Origin of the sequence: Paenibacillus terreus (assembly GCF_042138595.1) — a bacterium.
GTDB lineage: Bacteria > Bacillota > Bacilli > Paenibacillales > Paenibacillaceae > Paenibacillus > Paenibacillus terreus.
In genome coordinates this window covers 253,690-271,969 of the sequence record NZ_JBHIRX010000005.1, presented here as the reverse complement: position 1 = coordinate 271,969, position 18,280 = coordinate 253,690, and the positions used below count along the sequence as shown (strand labels likewise).

Genomic DNA, 18,280 nt, shown 5'->3' with positions numbered 1-18,280 from the left:
CCTATACGCGGCTCGCAACCCGGGAAGAGGCAGCACTCCTCCCGCTTGCCGCAGACCGCCTAGGCTTTATCCACATTAAAATATTGAGCCTGCGGATGGGCGAAGACCATGGCGGAAACGGAAGCTTCCGGCTCCATCATGAAACCCTCCGTCAAAGCGATTCCGATATCCTCCGGCTTCATCAGACGGAACAGAGGCTCCTGATCCTCAAGATCCGGACAAGCCGGGTAGCCGAACGAGACACGAATTCCCTGGTATCTTGCCCCAAGCCGCTGCTTCATCGTCATATCGGGCGGATCCGGGAAGCCCCAGTTGTCCCGCATCATATGATGAATCCGTTCTGCAAGCCCTTCGGCCACCTCCAGGGCAACCGCCTGAAGTGCATGTGAGCGCAAATAATCCCCCTGATCCTTCCATGCCGTGGACAGCTCGCGGATTCCATGACCGGCTGTAACGACCAGAAAGCCGACATAATCCATTGTACCTGAACTTACCGGTTTAAGGAAATCCGCCAGACAGAGGTAAGGCTCAACCTGCTGGCGCGGGAAGGAGAAGCGGTGAAGCACCTTGCTAACATCAGCCGGATCATAGATCAAAATATCATTGCCCTCCGATTGGGCCGGAAAGAAGCGGTACATCGCGTGCGCCTGCATGATCGCATCCATAACAGCTGACTGCAAAATGTCGTCCACCGTCTCCTTCAGGCTGACCGCTTTGGGGTCGCCTGCCGCCAGCAGTTGCTCCACATTGCCCTTCAGGCCCAGGTGGTGTCCCAGCAGCATCTGCATATTCACATACGGCAAAATATGGCCGATCGGATAGTTGCGGAGCACATGGCGCTCAAGATCAGGCGGAATATAGACAGGGACATCCGTTGAGATATTGGAGCGTTCGACACGGCTCAATTTCGGCAGCGGTTTCGGCTCGGCGGCAGTCTCTGTTTCTTTTTCGTTCTCCGCCTCTTCTATCAGCACCTTGCGCGTGTCGGGATTCATTAATTTATTGGCCAGATCCAGACCGTCCATGGCATCCTTGGCATACAGGACAAGACCGTTGTATTCCGGTCTGATCCGGTTTTTGGTAAATTTGCGGGTTAACGCCGCCCCGCCGACCATGATCGGAGCATCAATCCCAGCGGTCTTCAAATCCTGGGCGGTCACGACCATCTGCTGCGCGGATTTCACCAGCAGGCCGGATAGACCGATGGCATCCGCCTTTTCTTCGCGATATGCCTCAATAATCCGTTCCGGTGGTACTTTTATACCCAGATTAATGATGCGGTAACCGTTATTGGAGAGAATGATTTCAACCAGGTTCTTTCCGATATCGTGAACGTCCCCTTTAACGGTGGCGAGAATGATTTTACCCTTTACCGAGCTCTCGGTCTTCTCCATGAATTGCTCAAGATGCGCCACGGAAGTTTTCATCACTTCAGCGCTTTGCAGAACTTCAGCGACAATCAACTCATTGTTGTTAAACAGCCGCCCAACCTCTTCCATGCCCGCCATGAGCGGTCCATTGATGATTTCCAGCGGGGCATACTTCTTTAAAGCCTCATCCAAATCTGGGATTAGCCCCTCTTTGCTGCCTTCCACCACATAAGCGGCCAGACGTTCTTCAAGCGTCAGATTCGAGGCCTGCTGCTTCTTTTCCACCTTTTTGTCACGGAAAGCCGCCACAAAGAGCGCCAGCGTCTCATCATTCGTGTTGTAAATCAGGTTCTCCGCCAGCTCTCGCTCATGTGCCGGAATGGAAGCATAGCGTTCCAGCTTCTCCGTATTGACGATGGCATAGTCCAGCCCGGCTTTGGTGCATTCATAGAGGAACACGGAATTAAGCACCTCGCGTCCCGCTTCCGGTAAACCAAAGGAGACGTTGCTGACGCCGAGAATGGTGTGCACGCCCGGAAGCGCCTCTTTAATGAGCCGGATGCCCTCAATGGTCTCCTCGGCCGAGCCGATATATTGCTCATCTCCCGTTCCGACCGGGAATACAAGCGTATCGAAAATCAGGTCTTCAGGAGAAAGGCCGTACTTGTTCACCAAGAGATCATATGACCGTTTGGCTACCTCCAGCTTATCCTCCCTTTTAATGGCCTGCCCCTGCTCATCAATCGTGCCGACCACAACAGCCGCTCCATACTTATGAATCAAAGGCACGACCTTCTCAAATTTTTCCTCCCCGTCCTCAAGGTTAATGGAGTTAATTATTCCTTTTCCTTGCGTATATTTCAGTGCTAGATCAATTACGGCAGCGTCTGTCGTATCGATCATGAGCGGCACCTTCACTTTGTTGACGACAAGCTTCAGGAAAGCTTCCATGTCGGACGCTTCATCACGGTCCGGGTCCTGTACACAGATATCCACGATATGAGCTCCGCTCTTGACCTGCGCACGGGCGATTTCCGACGCTTCCTCATATTTGCCTTCCACAATCAGACGCTTGAACTTGCGCGAGCCGAGAACATTCGTCCGTTCCCCGACCATATAAGGGCGGTTGTCCTGCTCAATGTAGACCGTTTCAATGCCCGCAATCGCAGGCGGATGCTGCCCGTGCAGAGAACGGGGCGGGTACTTTGCCATTTCCTCGGCCATCGCCCGGATATGGGCGGGTGTCGTACCACAGCACCCTCCAGCAATGTTCAGCCACCCTTTTTCCGCGAATCCCCCCAACTTTCTCGCCAGCGATTCCGGAGATTCATGATATTGGCCGTTTTCATCCGGAAGCCCTGCGTTAGGGTAACAGCTGATCGCAGAGGACGACATGTCTGCCAGCGAGCGGATATGGTCCCTCATAAATTCGGGACCAGTCGCACAGTTCAATCCGATGGAAATCGGACGCAGATGCTCAAGTGATATATAGAAAGACTCGATATTTTGACCGGCAAGTGTTGTGCCCATAGGCTCAATCGTGCCGGAAATCATCAAAGGCAGTTCAATTCCGCTTTTGTCATACGCCTGCCGGATTCCTATGCTGCCTGCTTTTACATTTAATGTATCCTGTGAGGTTTCAAGCAGCAGCAGGTCCACCCCGCCCTCGATCAGAGCGAGCGCCTGCTCCTCGTAGCTGTCAACAAGCTCGTTAAAGGTTACACCGCCTGTAACAGACAGCGTTTTCGTTGTTGGTCCCATAGCCCCTACCACAAACCGGGGTTTGTCCGGTGTCTGGAAGGCATCCGCCGCCGCACGGGCGAGGCGGGCTGCAGCGAGATTGATCTCTCGCGCTTTATCTGAAATGTCATATTCGGCAAGGACAACCGAAGTAGCGCCGAACGTATTCGTTTCAATCAAATCCGCCCCTGCCTCAAGGTACTGCTCATGAATCCGTTGAATGACGTCCGGTCTCGTGAGCACCAGCATTTCATTGCAGCCTTCGAGCTCCTCACCCCCAAAATCCGCCGGGGTCAGCTCCTCCTGCTGTATCATCGTGCCCATGGCACCATCGAGAATAAGTATCCGCTGCTGTATCGCATGCTGCAAACTTTCTTTCATTGCCCTTGTTCCCCCTCGCAAAACGTTAAATCTTAGTTTAGCAGAAACGCTTCCACTTGAATACATACAACTGTCGATATCTAGGATCTATAGTATTCAACAGAACTCAACTATTCTATAAGTCGGAAGCGAAAACTTTCTCATATCATAGTCCGTCTCCATATACAGGTCCAATGGAGGATACTTATAAGCGTATCCTCTGCCCGTTCCTTACAATCACCATGATATAATGGGGAAAATATATCAAATTCACATCGACATGTGATCTGATATTCGCTATAATGCATAATTAATTCCAAGTGGAAAAGAGGGAGAAGTATGGCTGAGATCGTAATCCGCAATACAAATGAACGCATCAGCGATGAGGCTGGTGTGCAGGAGTTTCTGGCCAAGCAAGAGGTACTGTATGAGAAATGGGACATCAGCAAGCTCCCTGACGAGCTTAAGGAGAATTTTACTTTATCTGATGAACAAAAAGCCCGGATTCTGAGCACCTTCGACAGCGAAATCAAAGACCTGGCTGCCCGCCGCGGTTATAAAATTTGGGATATTATCACGTTGTCCGAAGCAACTCCGAATCTTGAAGAGCTGCTGGCCAAATTTGAAAACATCCATACCCATACGGAAGATGAAATCCGCGCCATTGTGGGCGGCAAAGGCATTTTTATCATCAAAGGCGCGGACGATCTCGGTTATTTTAATGTGGAATTGTCGCCTGGTGATGTCATTTCCGTACCGGAAAATACACCACACTTCTTTACTTTGATGGAAAATCAGAAAATTGTGGCTGTCCGTCTCTTTATTGAGGAAAACGGATGGGTGGCACACAACTATGATGATCCGACCTTCGTTAAGGCCTAATAAAAATATCTATCCGCACAAAAAAAATTGTAAACAACCCTGTTGCGCAGTCCGTTCCGGCCGGCTAGCAGGGTTGTTTTATTGGTGAGCAGAAAATTGAAAAACCGCCTGGCGCGCATTTCGCGCCCGGACGGTTTATGATCAGGATAACGATTGAATTACACTCTCGAGCTCAGCAAGATGCTCGATTTCAAAGTCAGGCTGAATGTTTTCCGTATTCGTCCTGCTGTTCCGGTTCACCCATACCGCATGTACCCCTGCTGCGAGCGCACCTTTGATGTCCGTCGTCAGCTTGTCGCCTACCATGACCGCCATATGAGGTTCGATTCCGAGCAGCCCCAAAGCATGCTCAAAAATGGAGGGATCAGGCTTGCCTTTGCCGAACGTACCCGAAATGACGATATGATCAAAATAAGGGATCAACCGCGGCACTCCATCCAGCTTCTCCTGCTGCAGTGAAGGAGATCCGTTCGTCAGCAGCAGCAGCTTATATCTGCCCTTGAGCTCATCAAGCACCTGGAATGTTTCTTCATATACAATCGGACGCGCTCTCCGTTCAATCCCGAACTGTTCGGCAAGATTGCCTGCCAGCTCTTCATCGGCTACCCCGACTTTTTCGAGTCCTCTTTTCCAGGATTCCTTGCGGTAAACAGGTGCCAGCTGTTCCAGCTGCCGGAATTCAGGCTGATCTCCCCCGGCAAAGGTTGCCCACAAGCCCTCAAAAGGATTAATGCCTATCATTTTGGTAAAAGGGAAGGTTTCATAGGATTCATAAAGTAATCTGGCTTCTGTCCTTACCGCTTCCTCCAGCTTGACCGGATCCACTCCGGTTGCCTTGGAGGCCGTCTGACATACCGCCGCAAATGCTTCCTCAACACTGCGCTCATCCCAAAGCAGCGTATCATCCAGATCAAACATGACCGCTTCAATCGTCATCCCGCTCGTCCACTCCTTCATTCAATTAACCTGATGGCTGCTGTATCCTGTTCCCCGTGCGTGATTACTTATTTGACCCTTCCGCTTGAAACGGAAGCTGGTTGGCGGCTGCAAATTTCTCAAGCCGTTCCGCGATTGTCTCGATATCATAACGGCCCAGCGTTTTGTTGAAAATCCAGTTGCCGCCTTTGCCCTGCTTCTCAACGATAACATATCCGGACTGGACCTGGATGCTCTTAATCTGATCCGCAGGCATGGAACGCTCCCTTCCGCCCTTCAGCGTATACAGCGTGTTTTTGCCAACCCGCAAATACGGACGGCGGAGAAAAAATACGACCGCGAGCAGCATATAGAGCCCAAACACAAGCCAATCCATACCTCTCATGCCCACCTGTGTCCAGAACATGGTCAAGACCAGGTACAGGACGGACAGGCCCACCAGCATAATCGGAACCGTCAGATTGCGCCCATAATATGTATCACCAGCATTTCCCGTGCTGCTGCCGATCGGTTGGCCCCCCTGCTTTTTACGCTGCTTGTTCACCTTCTCCATGTTTTTGCGAACTTTTCTTTCAAATGAACCGGCCATATGCACTTTTCCTTCCTCTAAATAGTAACGGTTATATAGTGACGGTGCCTCTGCCCGGGCCGCCGGCAAGCGGACCGGACCCAAGTACCGGCTGTATATCGTTATAAATGTATTTAATGCTTCGGTCCTTTGCCATTGTCCGGCTCTTCATCCACAAATTCGATGGATTCCAGCTGCTGCCGGAAGTTTCGGCGGATGTTACCCAGGTAAATTTCACGAAGCTCGGCTCTCTCCTTTGTTTCGGCTTCGGTCAGGCCCTCTCCTTTTGCTTTGCGCGCCAGCTCATTAATGCGCGCCACCAAGCTGTCAATATCCAAATTTTGTCCCCTCCAAATACGCAAAGATATTATACACTTTGACACGTTAAAAAGAGCTTGTCAAGGTTCCCCCGCAAGCTCCGTTCCATTCGTTCATATTCGTCATAATCCCATATGTTGAGAACTATATATATGATTCGGCTGCAGCAGGCAAACCCTCAAAATTCCGGCAGCAGCAGCACATCTCCTGCCCTGATTCCGGAGCTTTCGAGCCCGTTGATCCGAATAATTCCTTCTATATAAACTCTCGTATCCATGTAGTCCGGTTTATGTTCTTGTGCAATTCCCCACAGCGTGTCCCCCGTAAGCACAACCACCTTCTCATTGGATGCATGCAAATCGGACGAACCTGCAAATACTGTAAACAGGCCGGCAAAAGAAATCCAGAGCACAATTACGGCAACGAATAAACGAAGCATGCTGATCAGTGGACTACTGTTCTGCCCTGCGGTTCTACCGCCCGTGTGTCCACCCTGCGCCACGGCCGTATTATATATGCTTTGATAGGAGCTGTATTTTAACATGTTAACAACCTCCAAACATTTGTTCTTGTTTATTTCGAGAACACTATAACACGAACACATGTTTTGTTCAAGCGAAAATTAGAACACAGGTTCCCTATTTTTAATATTTCCTGATTTCACGAGAAAAACGTAACTGTAAAAGCCCGGTTTACGGCTATACAGCTTACTGAACAGCTGATACTCTGCCTCTGCAAATTGTTTGCCGACTTTCAGAACTTATGTTTGTACGAACGGCAGTTCTATGTTATAATTTTCCCAAACGTTACTTAAATGGGGTTGATGGGACATGTCTAAGATTTCCAGCAGACAGCAGGCAATTTTGGAATTTATACGTAATGAGGTTCGCTTAAAGGGATATCCTCCCTCTGTAAGAGAGATTGGGGAGGCGGTCGGACTTGCTTCCAGCTCTACTGTCCATGGACATCTTGACCGGCTCGAGAAGAAGGGGCTAATCCGCCGGGATCCCACCAAGCCGCGGGCCATTGAGTTGCTTGGCCAGGAGGATTCGGATCAGACACATATGTTCAACTACACGGTAACCCGGGTTCCGGTGGTCGGCAAGGTAACCGCAGGCCTTCCGATTACGGCTACGGAGAATATTGAGGATTATTTTCCACTGCCTCAGCAATTTGTTGGTGATGACAAGATGTTTATGCTGTCTGTTGTAGGGGACAGTATGATTGAAGCCGGCATCACCAACGGGGACTTTGTTATTGTAAGACAGCAGCAAACGGCCAATAATGGAGACATCGTCGTGGCGATGACCGAGGATGACGAAGCAACTGTGAAGACCTTCTACAAAGAGAAAGATCATGTTCGGCTTCAACCCGAGAATCCGAAATACGAACCGCTCCGCTTGACCAAAGTCAGCATACTGGGCAAGGTAGTCGGTTTGTTCAGGGATTTCCACTAGACCATCTTAGACCGAACACACCCCTGCATTTGTGCGATCCAGCATAAATGCAGGGGTGTTTCTGTCTATCTAAAGTTAAACTAATAACTGATTGATTCTGCTTCTGTGCGAATGCTGATGAATGCCTGCCGTCAGGCAATTGTCCAGTCAAGCGCGGCTAAATGGCATATGTTATATCAACATATCCGAAAGGAGTTGTCAGTATGTCTTTTTATCCAACAGCAGGACCCATCGTCTACCCTCCAATTCGATTCGTCAATGATCGCTATTATCCAACGGTCGTTCCGGTAGTTCACCCCATTGAAGTGATCAACCGTTGCCATCCGGTTGCAGTTCCGCATCATGTATTTCCTGTATCCGTGAGAAACGACCCAAGCTGCTACATCTGTTCTGTCGGCAAAAAAAGAAGAGGCCGCTAAGCAGCCTCATGCAACTGTGACTATTCACACCCGAAAGCCTTGGCACTCCAAGGCTTTTTTCCGTCCAAACTTCATTTTTGTACGTTTTTTCCCACCTAAAAAGGTAAAGCCCCCAGCGCTGGCACGCCAGGGACTCTCTCCCTTAGTATAGAGTCAAATACTGATCTCTCTCCCATTGGTGTACCTGAGTGCGGTACATATCCCATTCGATCTCTTTGAGCTCGTAGAAATATGCAAGAGCGTGGTCGCCAAGCGCGTCGGCAATGACTTCGCTGCGCAGCAGCTCGCCAAGCGCCTCTTTCAGATCAGCCGGCAGGCTGGCGATCCCTTCTTCCACCAGTTCCTCTTCCGTCATAACATAAATGTTGCGGTCGATTGGCGCTGGCAGTGAAAGCTCGCGCTTGATACCATCCAGACCTGCTTTAAGCATTACAGCCAGCGCAAGATAAGGATTGGCGGCAGGGTCCGGATTGCGAACTTCAACACGAGTGCTCAGACCGCGCGAAGCCGGTATACGGATCATCGGGCTGCGGTTGCTTGCAGACCAGGCCACGTAAGAAGGTGCTTCATAACCAGGCACAAGACGTTTGTACGAGTTCACAGTCGGGTTCGTAATTGCCGCCATGGCGCGGGCATGTTTCAGAATACCGGCCATATAATGGCGGGCTGTCCGGCTCAGGCCGAGCTTGTCATTTTCATCATAAAAAGCATTCTCGCCGCCCTGGAACAGCGATTGATGGCAGTGCATACCGGAACCATTTACACCAAATAACGGCTTTGGCATGAACGTTGCATGCAGGCCATGCTGTCTAGCGATCGTTTTCACCACAAGCTTGAACGTTTGAATCTGGTCGGCTGCTTTAATAGCGTTGGCATATTTGAAGTCAATCTCATGCTGCCCAGGAGCCACTTCGTGGTGGGAAGCTTCGATTTCAAAGCCCATCTCTTCCAAAGTCAGCACGATTTCGCGGCGGCAGTTCTCCCCCAAGTCTGTAGGAGCGAGATCAAAGTAACCGCCTCTGTCATTCAGCTCTTCGGTCGGATTTCCTTTTTCATCGGTTTTGAACAGGAAGAATTCGGGTTCAGGCCCCACGTTCATGGACGTAAAGCCCATTTCCTCCGCTTCCTTCAACACCCTCTTCAGAATGCCGCGCGGGTCTCCGGCAAAAGGGGATCCGTCGGGCATGTAAACGTCACAGATAAGACGCGCAACACGATCCGTGGCTACCCAAGGGAAAATGACCCAGGTATCCAAATCAGGATATAAATACATATCGGATTCTTCGATACGCACATAACCCTCGATCGAAGAGCCGTCAAACATCATTTTGTTATCCAGTGCCTTCTCAAGCTGGCTTACCGGAATTTCCACGTTTTTGATCGTTCCGAGCAAATCCGTAAACTGCAGACGGATAAAACGCACATTCTCTTCCTGCGCAATGCGGAGAATATCTTCTTTAGTGTAACTCAAGTGTAACCTCTCCTTTTATCTGTTATGTGTGGACGATATTCAAAAGGACTTTACATCAGAAGCAAGATCATTGCCTCACTTATTATTAAAAAAGCGTGAAAGCTCCCCTTGAATGAGCGATACCTGTCCCGGCCGCTTGCCTGCTACCAGCTGCTGCTTCAGCAAACGATGCAGCTGCGTATCGGACAGCTCGCGGCGCTTGACCTCCGTATCGGCCGTGATGACCGTCGCTTCCTCGGATTCCTTGCTGACAGGGTTCATCACCTGCTTGATTCCTGCTATATTTACACCTTTTTCGATCAAAGCTTTAATTTCTAGCAATCGTTCCACATCATTAAAGGAAAACAACCGCTGGTTGCCTGAGGTCCGCGCCGGAACGATCAGGCTGTGCTGCTCATAATAGCGAATCTGTCTTGCGGACAAATCGGTAAGCTTCATCACAATCCCTATCGGGAACAAGGCCATATTTCTGCGAATTTCGTCACCCATCGTTTCATCAACCTTCCAGTGATCTTTTCTACTGACCCCATTGTACATTTACCTGATGTAAAATGTCAACGGCGTGTTAGGTAAACTCACAGTAAATTACGATCCTTCATCGTTTGCAGGGCCTTCAATACGCCAAATTTGACGTGCGAGTACGTTAGCCCGCCCTGCATATAGCCGATATACGGCTCCCGAATGGGCGCATCCGCGGACAATTCCAGGCTGCCTCCCTGTATGAAGGTGCCTGCCGCCATAATAACAGGATGCTCGTATCCCGGCATATCCCATGGCTCCGGCACCACATGGCTGTCTACGGCGGCAGCCTTTTGAATCCCCTGCACAAAAGCAATCAGATGCTCCGGTCCGTCGAAGGAGACAGCTTGAATCAGATCGGTCCGGTGCTCGTCCCAGGCCGGCTTGCTTGTAAAACCGATGGCTTCAAATACGGCGGCTGCAAAAATGCTGCCTTTCACCGCCTGTCCCACGAGCGTCGGGGCCAGAAACAGGCCTTGATAAATGCTGCGTGTCGTCCCCAGCATTGCGCCAACCTCGGCGCCAATCCCCGGTGCCGTCAGACGGTATGCGGCCAAATCGACGTACTTTTTTCGCCCGCAGATATAACCGCCGGTTTCGGCAATGCCTCCGCCCGGATTTTTGATAAGCGACCCTGCGATCAGGTCCGCCCCTACCTCGGTAGGCTCCAGCTCTTCCGTAAATTCCCCGTAGCAGTTGTCGACGAACACGATCAGGTCCCTGCGGATCGCTTTGATCCGCCGAACCATCTCTCCGATATCCGCAACAGAGAATGAAGAGCGCCAGTCATAACCGCGGGAACGCTGAATGCCGATGACCTTCGTTGCAGGCGTAATGGACGACTCCACCAGTCCCCAATCAACCTGTCCATCCGCCGTCAGCGCCGTCTCACGGTAGGTCACGCCAAAATCCTGAAGCGAGCCCGTTCCGTCCCCCGGCGTCCCAATCACCTTATGCAGCGTGTCATACGGGCGGCCTGTAATATACAGCAGTTCATCACCGGGACGCAGCACGCCAAACAGCGCCGTTGCGATCGTATGGGTACCAGACGCGAAATGAGGGCGGACCAGCGCCGCTTCCGCGCCAAATACGAGGGCATACACTTCATCCAGCACTTCCCTGCCGCGATCATTATAGGCATATCCGGTAGAGCCGGCAAAATGAAAATCGCTCACCTGGCGGCTCTGAAAAGCCGCAATGACCTTCCATTGATTGTGGTCCACAATCCGGTCAACCAACTGCAGCCTGTCTTTGATCTTTGCTTCCGCTTCTTCCCTGATGCGTTCAATTTCCTCTGAAAATAAGGCCATTCCCTCTCAAGTCTCCTCTTCATGCAATCCCGATAACTGATTAGATCCGCCGGATCATATAACCTGCAGCTTATCTAACCTGTATCATAAAGCTCCTATTAAAATAACCTGGACACGCCACGAAATGTTAACCTTCTGTAAAGTTTTCGAGGACGTGGCCGTATTTTTCATACTCCCCTGTTTGAATGCGCACCTCGTACAGAACGTCATTGCCATCATATTCGGTGGTGATCACATCACCAATACGGTACAGCACAGGAGTCAGATCGCCGCGATCCGCCGGAATCCGGAAGCGTCTCGTTTCGCCGGTTACGGCGTTCTGCACCGTCTCCCTGATGCGGAGCAAATCCCCTTCATCGAAGGCGCTGATTTTCAGGTAGCCTTCACCGGAAGGCAGCATCTCCAGCTGCTCCGGAGTGCAGGCATCCTTCTTGTTAAAAAGAACCAGCTGCGGTTTATCGGCAGCACCCAATTCCTCCAGAATGCTATGCACCACTTTCATATGATCCTCGCGCATATCTGAGGAAGCGTCCACCACATGCAGCACCAGGTCGGCCTCGTTCACTTCTTCAAGTGTAGCCCGAAAAGCGGCGACCAGATCATGAGGGAGATTCTGGATGAAACCGACCGTATCGGTCAGCACAATCTCTTTGCCGCTCGGCAGCTCCATCGTCCGCGATGTCGGATCAAGCGTCGCAAATAGCTGATTTTCAATATACACATCCACCGCCGTCAGCGATTTCAGCAGCGTTGATTTGCCGGCGTTCGTATAACCGACGAGAGCCACCTGGACAATTCCGCTCTTCTGACGGCGTTCCCGGTGCAGCCGCCGATGGCGGGTTACCTCCTCCAGCTGGCGCTTCAGCTCACCGATGCGGCCGCGGATATGGCGGCGGTCCGTTTCAAGCTTGCTTTCCCCCGGACCGCGCGTACCGATGCCGCCGCCGAGACGGGACAAATTTTTGCCCTGCCCGGAGAGGCGTGGCAGCAGGTAGGAGAGCTGTGCCAGCTCAACCTGTATAATCCCTTCTCTGGTCTTGGCCCGCTGTGCAAAGATATCCAGAATAAGCTGGGTGCGGTCAATAATTTTCATATCCAGGGTCATCTCAAGATTACGTACCTGGGCGCCGGACAGCTCCTGGTCAAAAATGGCCGTGTTGGCCCCTAGCGTCTCGCCAATGGCGCGCAGCTCCTCCACTTTGCCCTTGCCGATGAACCATTTGGAATCCGGGGTTTCCCGGTTCTGGCTGAGCACGCTCAGCACCTCCACACCGGCGGTCTCCGCCAGCTTGACCAATTCATCAAGCGAGTATTGGGGATCAACCCCGCTGCGCTTTACTTGATCCGTTACAAGACTGACCAGAACGGCACGATCCTGAACCTCGGTTTGTGTATCGTATGTAGAATTCGCCATGAACATCAGCTCCTTTATTGAGGTAGTTCAAAAAGTCATCTTTTGATCACGAAGGAAGTCAGGAAGCGGACTCGACATCGAATCTTGAATTCAGCCAGGACTTCCGGGGCTCACGTACCCCATGTACGCTCCGCTCCTCAGTCCCTAGCTTCATCCAACTCCAGCGTTTTGAAAAAACGCACTTCGGAAGCATAAGCTTCGGTGCTGAAAACCTGACTTTTTGAACACACACCTTTTGGCAATAGGTCTCATCTCGTGCAGAGACCGACCTGAATACAGGCCGGCCTTGGTAAAACTTCCATGGAGAATCCTATTATCGTCTATTTCTTCCCGATTTTCAAATCCTCCGGGCGCAGCGTCATCAGCTCCAGTCTGCCCGGCTGTCCGCTGGCATATTGATTCAAGAGCCGCACGGCCTGATGGCGGATCGATCTTTCGATCACATTGCGCACATAACGGGCGTTGCTGAAATTATGCAGGCTTTCCTCCTTGGCGGTGATCAAATGCTGCTTCAATTTAAAAATGGTCTGCGGCATTAAAATATAATCCCGTTCCTTGGCCATCAATTCACTGATTTGAATGAGCTGGTCAATCGTATAATCGGGAAATTCAAGCTGCAGCGGGAAACGCGAAGGCAAGCCGGGATTGGTGCTCAGAAAAAAGTCCATCTCTTCGCTGTATCCGGCCAGGATCAGAATGAACTGGTTTTTCTGATCCTCCATCGCCTTCACAAGCGTATCAATCGCCTCTTTGCCAAAATCCTTTTCCCCGCCTCTCGCCAGACTGTAAGCTTCATCCACGAACAAAATGCCGCCCAGCGCCTTTTTCACCAAATCCCGTGTTTTCTGCGCCGTATGTCCGATATACTCACCCACCAGATCCGCGCGCTCCGCTTCAATCAAATGCCCTTTGCTGAGCACACCCATTCTTTGCATCATTTTGGCCACAATCCGGGCCACTGTCGTTTTTCCCGTGCCGGGATTTCCTTTGAATATCATATGATATACGTGCGAACTGCTCTGCAGCCCGGCTTCCGAACGCATTTTTGCAATCTGCAGGAAAGCGTAAATCTCGAATACCAGCTCTTTAATGCTGTCCAGTCCGACCAGCTGATCCAGTTCTTTTTGAATTTCCTGGTACATGCTGTAGTAAGGAAGCTCTTTGACAGCCCCAGCTGTATCGGCTTCAGGCGTGCTTGGAGGCTCCTGGCTGCGGATTACGACATTGATCTGTCTGGAAGGTCTCTCCTCCGGCCGCTTACCGGCGGCTGCTCCCCGTCCGTTCATGCATCCATCACCTCGATATTTGTTCGGACTTCGGTCCCTTACACAAATGTATTCAAGGCGGCATGTCCTTATTAGCATTTTGCTGCAAGCCTGCTGAGTCAATATTGCTTGTTTTTACAGCACGGTGAGCTGCAGCCGGTCGAGCTGCCATTTTACATACGCCAGCACCTCGCGGGAATGGTGCTTCCAGGGGGACAGCACCCTGGATTTGATGAGCGCCAGCTGCGGTTTCTCATAGCCGAGATAATCCGCAATCTCCGCGGCACGCGGCCCGTGAAATGTGTGCGTGATAATGATCGCCGAGGCCCAGTCCTTTTCCTCCATAATTCTTTGGCTGTACAACAGGTTTTCATACGTGCTGGTCGCCTTGCTCTCCAGGACCATGTCCGATTCGGGAATGCCCCGGTCAAGCAAATACCGCTGCATGCCTTCCGCTTCCGTATACTTGAAGGACGGATCATCCAGCCCACCGGTCAGTATAAGCTTGTTAACTTTTCCCCTCCTGTACTGCCGGACCGCTTCATCAAGCCGCTCACGGAGTCCAGGGCTGGGAGAATCCCCCCACATGGAAGCTCCCAGCACGATGCCGACATCCGCAGCCTGCAAATCCGGTGTGCCTGCTGCAGTACCGATCGTCCATAAAAAGAATGCTGCCCATATCAGAAAAGCAATAATCAAGGCCGCCCCTGTTACCGTAACGATTTTTCCCCTGCCAGCCGGGAGGAGCAGCCTTTTCCAGAGAGGACGGTGCGGTGCAGGCTGCAGCTCATGCATCACATCTTTCATTTGCGCTTGAACTCTCCATTGTGAAACCACTCCGCCCGATGGCGGAGCGACATCTGAAAATAAGGAAACTTGTGGGCATCAATCTGCTGCAGCAGCTCCGCAGCCGTCTTATTGGCCAATTGCGCTTCACCGGCCGTGATATGCCCCTTCTGGAGCGCCTCCTGCAGCTCATCCTCATCTACCAGAAACACTTCGCCATTGCTGAGCACGACAATGTCCAGATACAAGTCGTCAAACCACGGTACACCCTGATCGGTTACGCCCTGACTGCGGCAAGTATCGATATACCACTCCACAATCTGCTGCTTGTCATTAAACATGGCGGTCACTACAAAATGTGCATCCTTCGGATAATACTGCAGCCAGGAATACCCTTTGTCCGCAATACAGAAGGTGTGGCCGCCGTAGGTTTTCCACAACGGTTCTTTCAGCCCCAGCATCGTGTACAGTGTTACATACCCGGTAAAAGAATCGCTTTGCACATATTTGCAGGCAAATTTTCGGCTGGTTATTCGCCTCCAGTTTGCCCTGTCTCCGAATTTCCGTTTCATGATAGACTGTCCTCTCCAACATTGGTAAATTCAGCTTACCATATTTGCAGATTACACTCAAAAACGAATCAAGCAAAAAAAACTGCGGCTGTCAGACCGCAGGTTAACATAATTTATTATACGTTTATCTATTGTGCCCATTTCCATTACCGTTTCCGTTACCGTTCATTAAACCATTGCCGTGGCCAGGGTTCTGACCTTGTGTAGTCATATCCCCGGAGTTCCCTTCAATTCCCGGAACAGATGTATCTACCTGGCCGCTGCCGGGAACCTCTTCTCCGGCAGGCTGATCCTGGCTGCCCGGATCGGTCTGGCCATCCGGACCACCTGTGCCTGTGTCTGCACCTGTGCCGTCACCGGCATCCTGCCCGGGCTGCCCTGCATCTCCAGGGACGCCGCTGTTCTCTCCAGACCCGGTCCCGTCACCCGGAACCGAATTGCCCGGATCAACCGGCGTGCCATCGCCCGGAGGTGGCGTCTCGCCATCACCCGGCTGTTCGCCCGTTGTATCTTCTGGAGGAGCCTGGGCTTCGATAGAAATTTGTACCGTACCGGACGGATCGGATTCCCCTTCTGCATTATAGGCTGTCACATAGTAGTCGTATGTGTGGCCTTCAGACGCATCGATATCTTCCGTATTGGTTACAGAAAGCCCTTCGATCACGGGCGTAAAGCTGCCCTCGGAGGCTTCCTTTCTATATACCCGATACTGGACATTCTCTCCATCCACCGTATTCCACGTCAGGGATACAATCTGCGTATCCGGGTTGTAGGATGCGGACAATCCCGCAGGAGCAGTCAGCTTCTGCGGCGCCTCAGGCGGAGCTTCAGTATCCGGCAGTCCTTCAGGCTTTTCAAAGTCCTGCACCGGCTCGCCTTCAAGCGCCTGGCTCATCACCTTGGCAAAGAACGCAGCCGCGAGGCTTGAGCTGTTCTTCAGCATATGTTTGCTGTCAGGCTGATCATATCCCATCCAGATGGCCCCTGTATATTGTGGGGTATAACCCACAAACCATACATCACGGTTGCCGCTGTTGCCTGCGATACCACTTTGTGTCGTACCGGTTTTGCCTGCCAGCGGTCTGCCGATATCCGCGCGTCTGCCTGTACCGCTGTTCACGACCTCCCGCATCATATCCGTCATCTGATAAGCTGTCTGCTCGCTCATGACTTGTCTTAAATCGGATTTATGCTCATAAACGGGGGTGCCTTCGCTGTTCTCGATCTTTTTGATCGAATAGGCAGACTGGAATTGGCCCTTGTTGGCAAATGCGCTGTAGGCCTGTGCCATTTCCAGCGTGTTTGTTCCTTTGCTCATACCGCCGAGCGCAATGGCCAGCGACTTGTCTTCCTCGGTCATCGTAATGCCGAGCTTTTGGGCAAATTCGTAGCCTGTTTTCACACCGATTTGGTTGAGCAGCCATACCGCAGGAATGTTTTCCGACTTCGTAATTGCATCCTGCATGCTGATCGTTGAAGAGTACCCGTGCAGGTTCGTCGGGCAGTAGTTGCCAAAGCACTGCTTTTCATTGCTGAGCCGCGAGTCGGATGTAAAGTTGCCCGTTTCCAGCGCAGGCGCATAAGAAACGATGGGTTTCAATGACGAACCCGGCTGTCTGCGGCTGGCATTTACCCGGTTAAAGCCCTGGCGCTGATAATCCCGCCCGCCCATAAGGGCCGCGATGCTGCCGTTCTGGTTGTTCATAATGACCATGGAGCCCTGCACCGGCTTGTCGTCAGGACTTTTCTCGAACAGATCGTCGTCGTCAAATGCCTGCTCAAGCGCATCCTGCGTTTTTGCATCCATCGTGGTATAAATCTTGTAGCCACCGACGTTCAGGTCATCACTCGTTAAGTGGGTCTCTTTCTCTGCTTCGTCCATAACGTAATCAATAAATGCCGTGTACTTGGTTTCCGAAGCAGGTGGCTCATAATTGTAATTCACAGCCTTCGCTTCATCCATCTGTGCCTTCGTGATGTAGCCCTGCTCGTACATAAGCTGCAGCACAACCCCCCGGCGCTCCTTGGAGTTTTCCGGGTTGGAGAGCGGGTTGTATTTGGACGGCCCTTTCGGCAGTGCCGCCAAGGTGGCCATCTGCCACAGCTCCAGCTTGTTCAGATCGCTTTCACCGAAATAATATTCGGATGCGGCTTTAATCCCGTAACGCTGATGGCCGAAGAAAATCCGGTTCAGGTACAGCGTCAAAATTTCGTCCTTCGTCATATTGCGTTCCAGAGCCGTTGCGATGGACACTTCCGTCGCTTTGCGGAAAAATGTTTTGTCTCTGGTGAGAAACAGGTTTTTCGCCAGCTGCTGGGTGATCGTGCTTCCGCCCTCCACGGCCGCCCGGGCGATCACGTCACGGACAGCCGCACGTCCGATCGACCATATGTCAACACCCTGATGCTCGTAAAATCGCTTGTCCTCGGTCGCTACGAAAGCATCCTTTAACAGCTTGGGGATCTCGTCACTTTCTACCGGCTCGCTCTTCTGGATGGAAAGCTCCCCCATAAGCTTGCCGTTGCGGTCGAAAATCTTGGAAGGCTCGTTAAGTGTGATTTTATCCAAATTCGCCTGATACAGCTTCTCTCCATTAACCATGACATACAAATATCCAGCCAATGCTACGATTACTGCAAGCGCCGCCGTAAAGAAGAGCGTCCAGCCGACACGCTTTGCCGTAATTTTTTTCTTCTTGCCCTTCGGCTTGCCCGCGGCATTTTGCCGATTGCGATTACCGGACCTGGACAATGAATCATTTGGCATTACTCTGACTCCCTTTCGGTATTGCGTAGTTTTTCTCTCTCTTTTTTCGAAACGATTAAACTTCTGAAACCGATGAGACCTCTTAATGAAAAGAACAACCTCTGTCAGGTTGCTCCGTATCAATTT

The 18,280-nt window shown here is 51.5% G+C and carries 15 protein-coding genes; 2 read left to right on the top strand and 13 right to left on the bottom strand.

Annotated features, from left to right (window positions below):
• Positions 1 to 59: 59 nt before the first annotated feature.
• Positions 60 to 3,491 (bottom strand): methionine synthase, encoded by a 3,432-nt coding sequence (gene metH, locus ACE5KN_RS12395; protein ID WP_375523697.1) that lies wholly within the window; start codon positions 3,489 to 3,491, stop codon positions 60 to 62.
• Between the two features lie 318 nt (positions 3,492 to 3,809).
• On the opposite strand from metH, the gene mtnD reads away from it, so the two are divergent.
• A complete protein-coding gene (mtnD, locus tag ACE5KN_RS12390) occupies positions 3,810 to 4,352 on the top strand; it encodes an acireductone dioxygenase (RefSeq protein ID WP_375523696.1) in 543 nt (180 codons plus the stop codon).
• A 141-nt stretch (positions 4,353 to 4,493) separates the two neighbouring features.
• On the opposite strand, the gene ACE5KN_RS12385 is transcribed toward mtnD, so the two are convergent.
• The 4 genes from ACE5KN_RS12385 to ACE5KN_RS12370 form a co-directional block, all read right to left on the bottom strand.
• Positions 4,494 to 5,288, bottom strand: coding sequence for an HAD family hydrolase (locus ACE5KN_RS12385; RefSeq protein WP_375523761.1), 795 nt, complete (start codon positions 5,286 to 5,288; stop codon positions 4,494 to 4,496).
• 64 nt (positions 5,289 to 5,352) lie between these two features.
• Positions 5,353 to 5,877, bottom strand: coding sequence for a hypothetical protein (locus tag ACE5KN_RS12380; protein ID WP_375523695.1), 525 nt, complete (start codon positions 5,875 to 5,877; stop codon positions 5,353 to 5,355).
• A gap of 113 nt (positions 5,878 to 5,990) precedes the next feature.
• Positions 5,991 to 6,194, bottom strand: a complete 204-nt coding sequence (locus tag ACE5KN_RS12375) for a DUF896 domain-containing protein (RefSeq protein WP_375523694.1) — start codon at positions 6,192 to 6,194, stop codon at positions 5,991 to 5,993.
• Between the two features lie 158 nt (positions 6,195 to 6,352).
• Positions 6,353 to 6,718: a LysM peptidoglycan-binding domain-containing protein gene (locus ACE5KN_RS12370; protein ID WP_375523693.1), complete on the bottom strand. Its 366-nt coding sequence runs from the start codon at positions 6,716 to 6,718 to the stop codon at positions 6,353 to 6,355.
• Positions 6,719 to 7,004: 286 nt separating this feature from the next.
• On the opposite strand from ACE5KN_RS12370, the gene lexA reads away from it, so the two are divergent.
• Complete coding sequence (gene lexA, locus ACE5KN_RS12365; protein ID WP_375523692.1) at positions 7,005 to 7,631, top strand: transcriptional repressor LexA; 627 nt, start codon at positions 7,005 to 7,007, stop codon at positions 7,629 to 7,631.
• A gap of 561 nt (positions 7,632 to 8,192) precedes the next feature.
• Here the strand turns inward: lexA and glnA are convergent.
• From glnA to ACE5KN_RS12325, 8 genes are all read right to left on the bottom strand, one after another.
• Positions 8,193 to 9,521, bottom strand: a complete 1,329-nt coding sequence (gene glnA, locus ACE5KN_RS12360) for a type I glutamate--ammonia ligase (RefSeq protein ID WP_355321776.1) — start codon at positions 9,519 to 9,521, stop codon at positions 8,193 to 8,195.
• A 75-nt stretch (positions 9,522 to 9,596) separates the two neighbouring features.
• Complete coding sequence (locus ACE5KN_RS12355) at positions 9,597 to 10,010, bottom strand: MerR family transcriptional regulator (RefSeq protein ID WP_305754158.1); 414 nt, start codon at positions 10,008 to 10,010, stop codon at positions 9,597 to 9,599.
• 86 nt (positions 10,011 to 10,096) lie between these two features.
• Positions 10,097 to 11,350, bottom strand: a complete 1,254-nt coding sequence (locus tag ACE5KN_RS12350) for a methionine gamma-lyase family protein (RefSeq protein WP_375523691.1) — start codon at positions 11,348 to 11,350, stop codon at positions 10,097 to 10,099.
• Positions 11,351 to 11,477: 127 nt separating this feature from the next.
• Positions 11,478 to 12,764, bottom strand: coding sequence for a GTPase HflX (hflX, locus tag ACE5KN_RS12345; protein ID WP_375523690.1), 1,287 nt, complete (start codon positions 12,762 to 12,764; stop codon positions 11,478 to 11,480).
• 320 nt (positions 12,765 to 13,084) lie between these two features.
• A complete protein-coding gene (locus tag ACE5KN_RS12340) occupies positions 13,085 to 14,050 on the bottom strand; it encodes an AAA family ATPase (RefSeq protein WP_375523689.1) in 966 nt (321 codons plus the stop codon).
• 114 nt (positions 14,051 to 14,164) lie between these two features.
• On the bottom strand, positions 14,165 to 14,836 hold the full coding sequence (locus tag ACE5KN_RS12335) for a YdcF family protein (protein ID WP_375523688.1): 672 nt from the start codon (positions 14,834 to 14,836) through the stop codon (positions 14,165 to 14,167).
• On the bottom strand, positions 14,833 to 15,387 hold the full coding sequence (locus ACE5KN_RS12330; RefSeq protein WP_375523687.1) for a ribonuclease FAU-1 family protein: 555 nt from the start codon (positions 15,385 to 15,387) through the stop codon (positions 14,833 to 14,835). Before ACE5KN_RS12330 ends, ACE5KN_RS12335 begins: the two co-directional genes overlap by 4 nt.
• 124 nt (positions 15,388 to 15,511) lie before the next feature.
• On the bottom strand, positions 15,512 to 18,154 hold the full coding sequence (locus ACE5KN_RS12325; protein ID WP_375523686.1) for a PBP1A family penicillin-binding protein: 2,643 nt from the start codon (positions 18,152 to 18,154) through the stop codon (positions 15,512 to 15,514).
• Between the last annotated feature and the right edge of the window lie 126 nt (positions 18,155 to 18,280).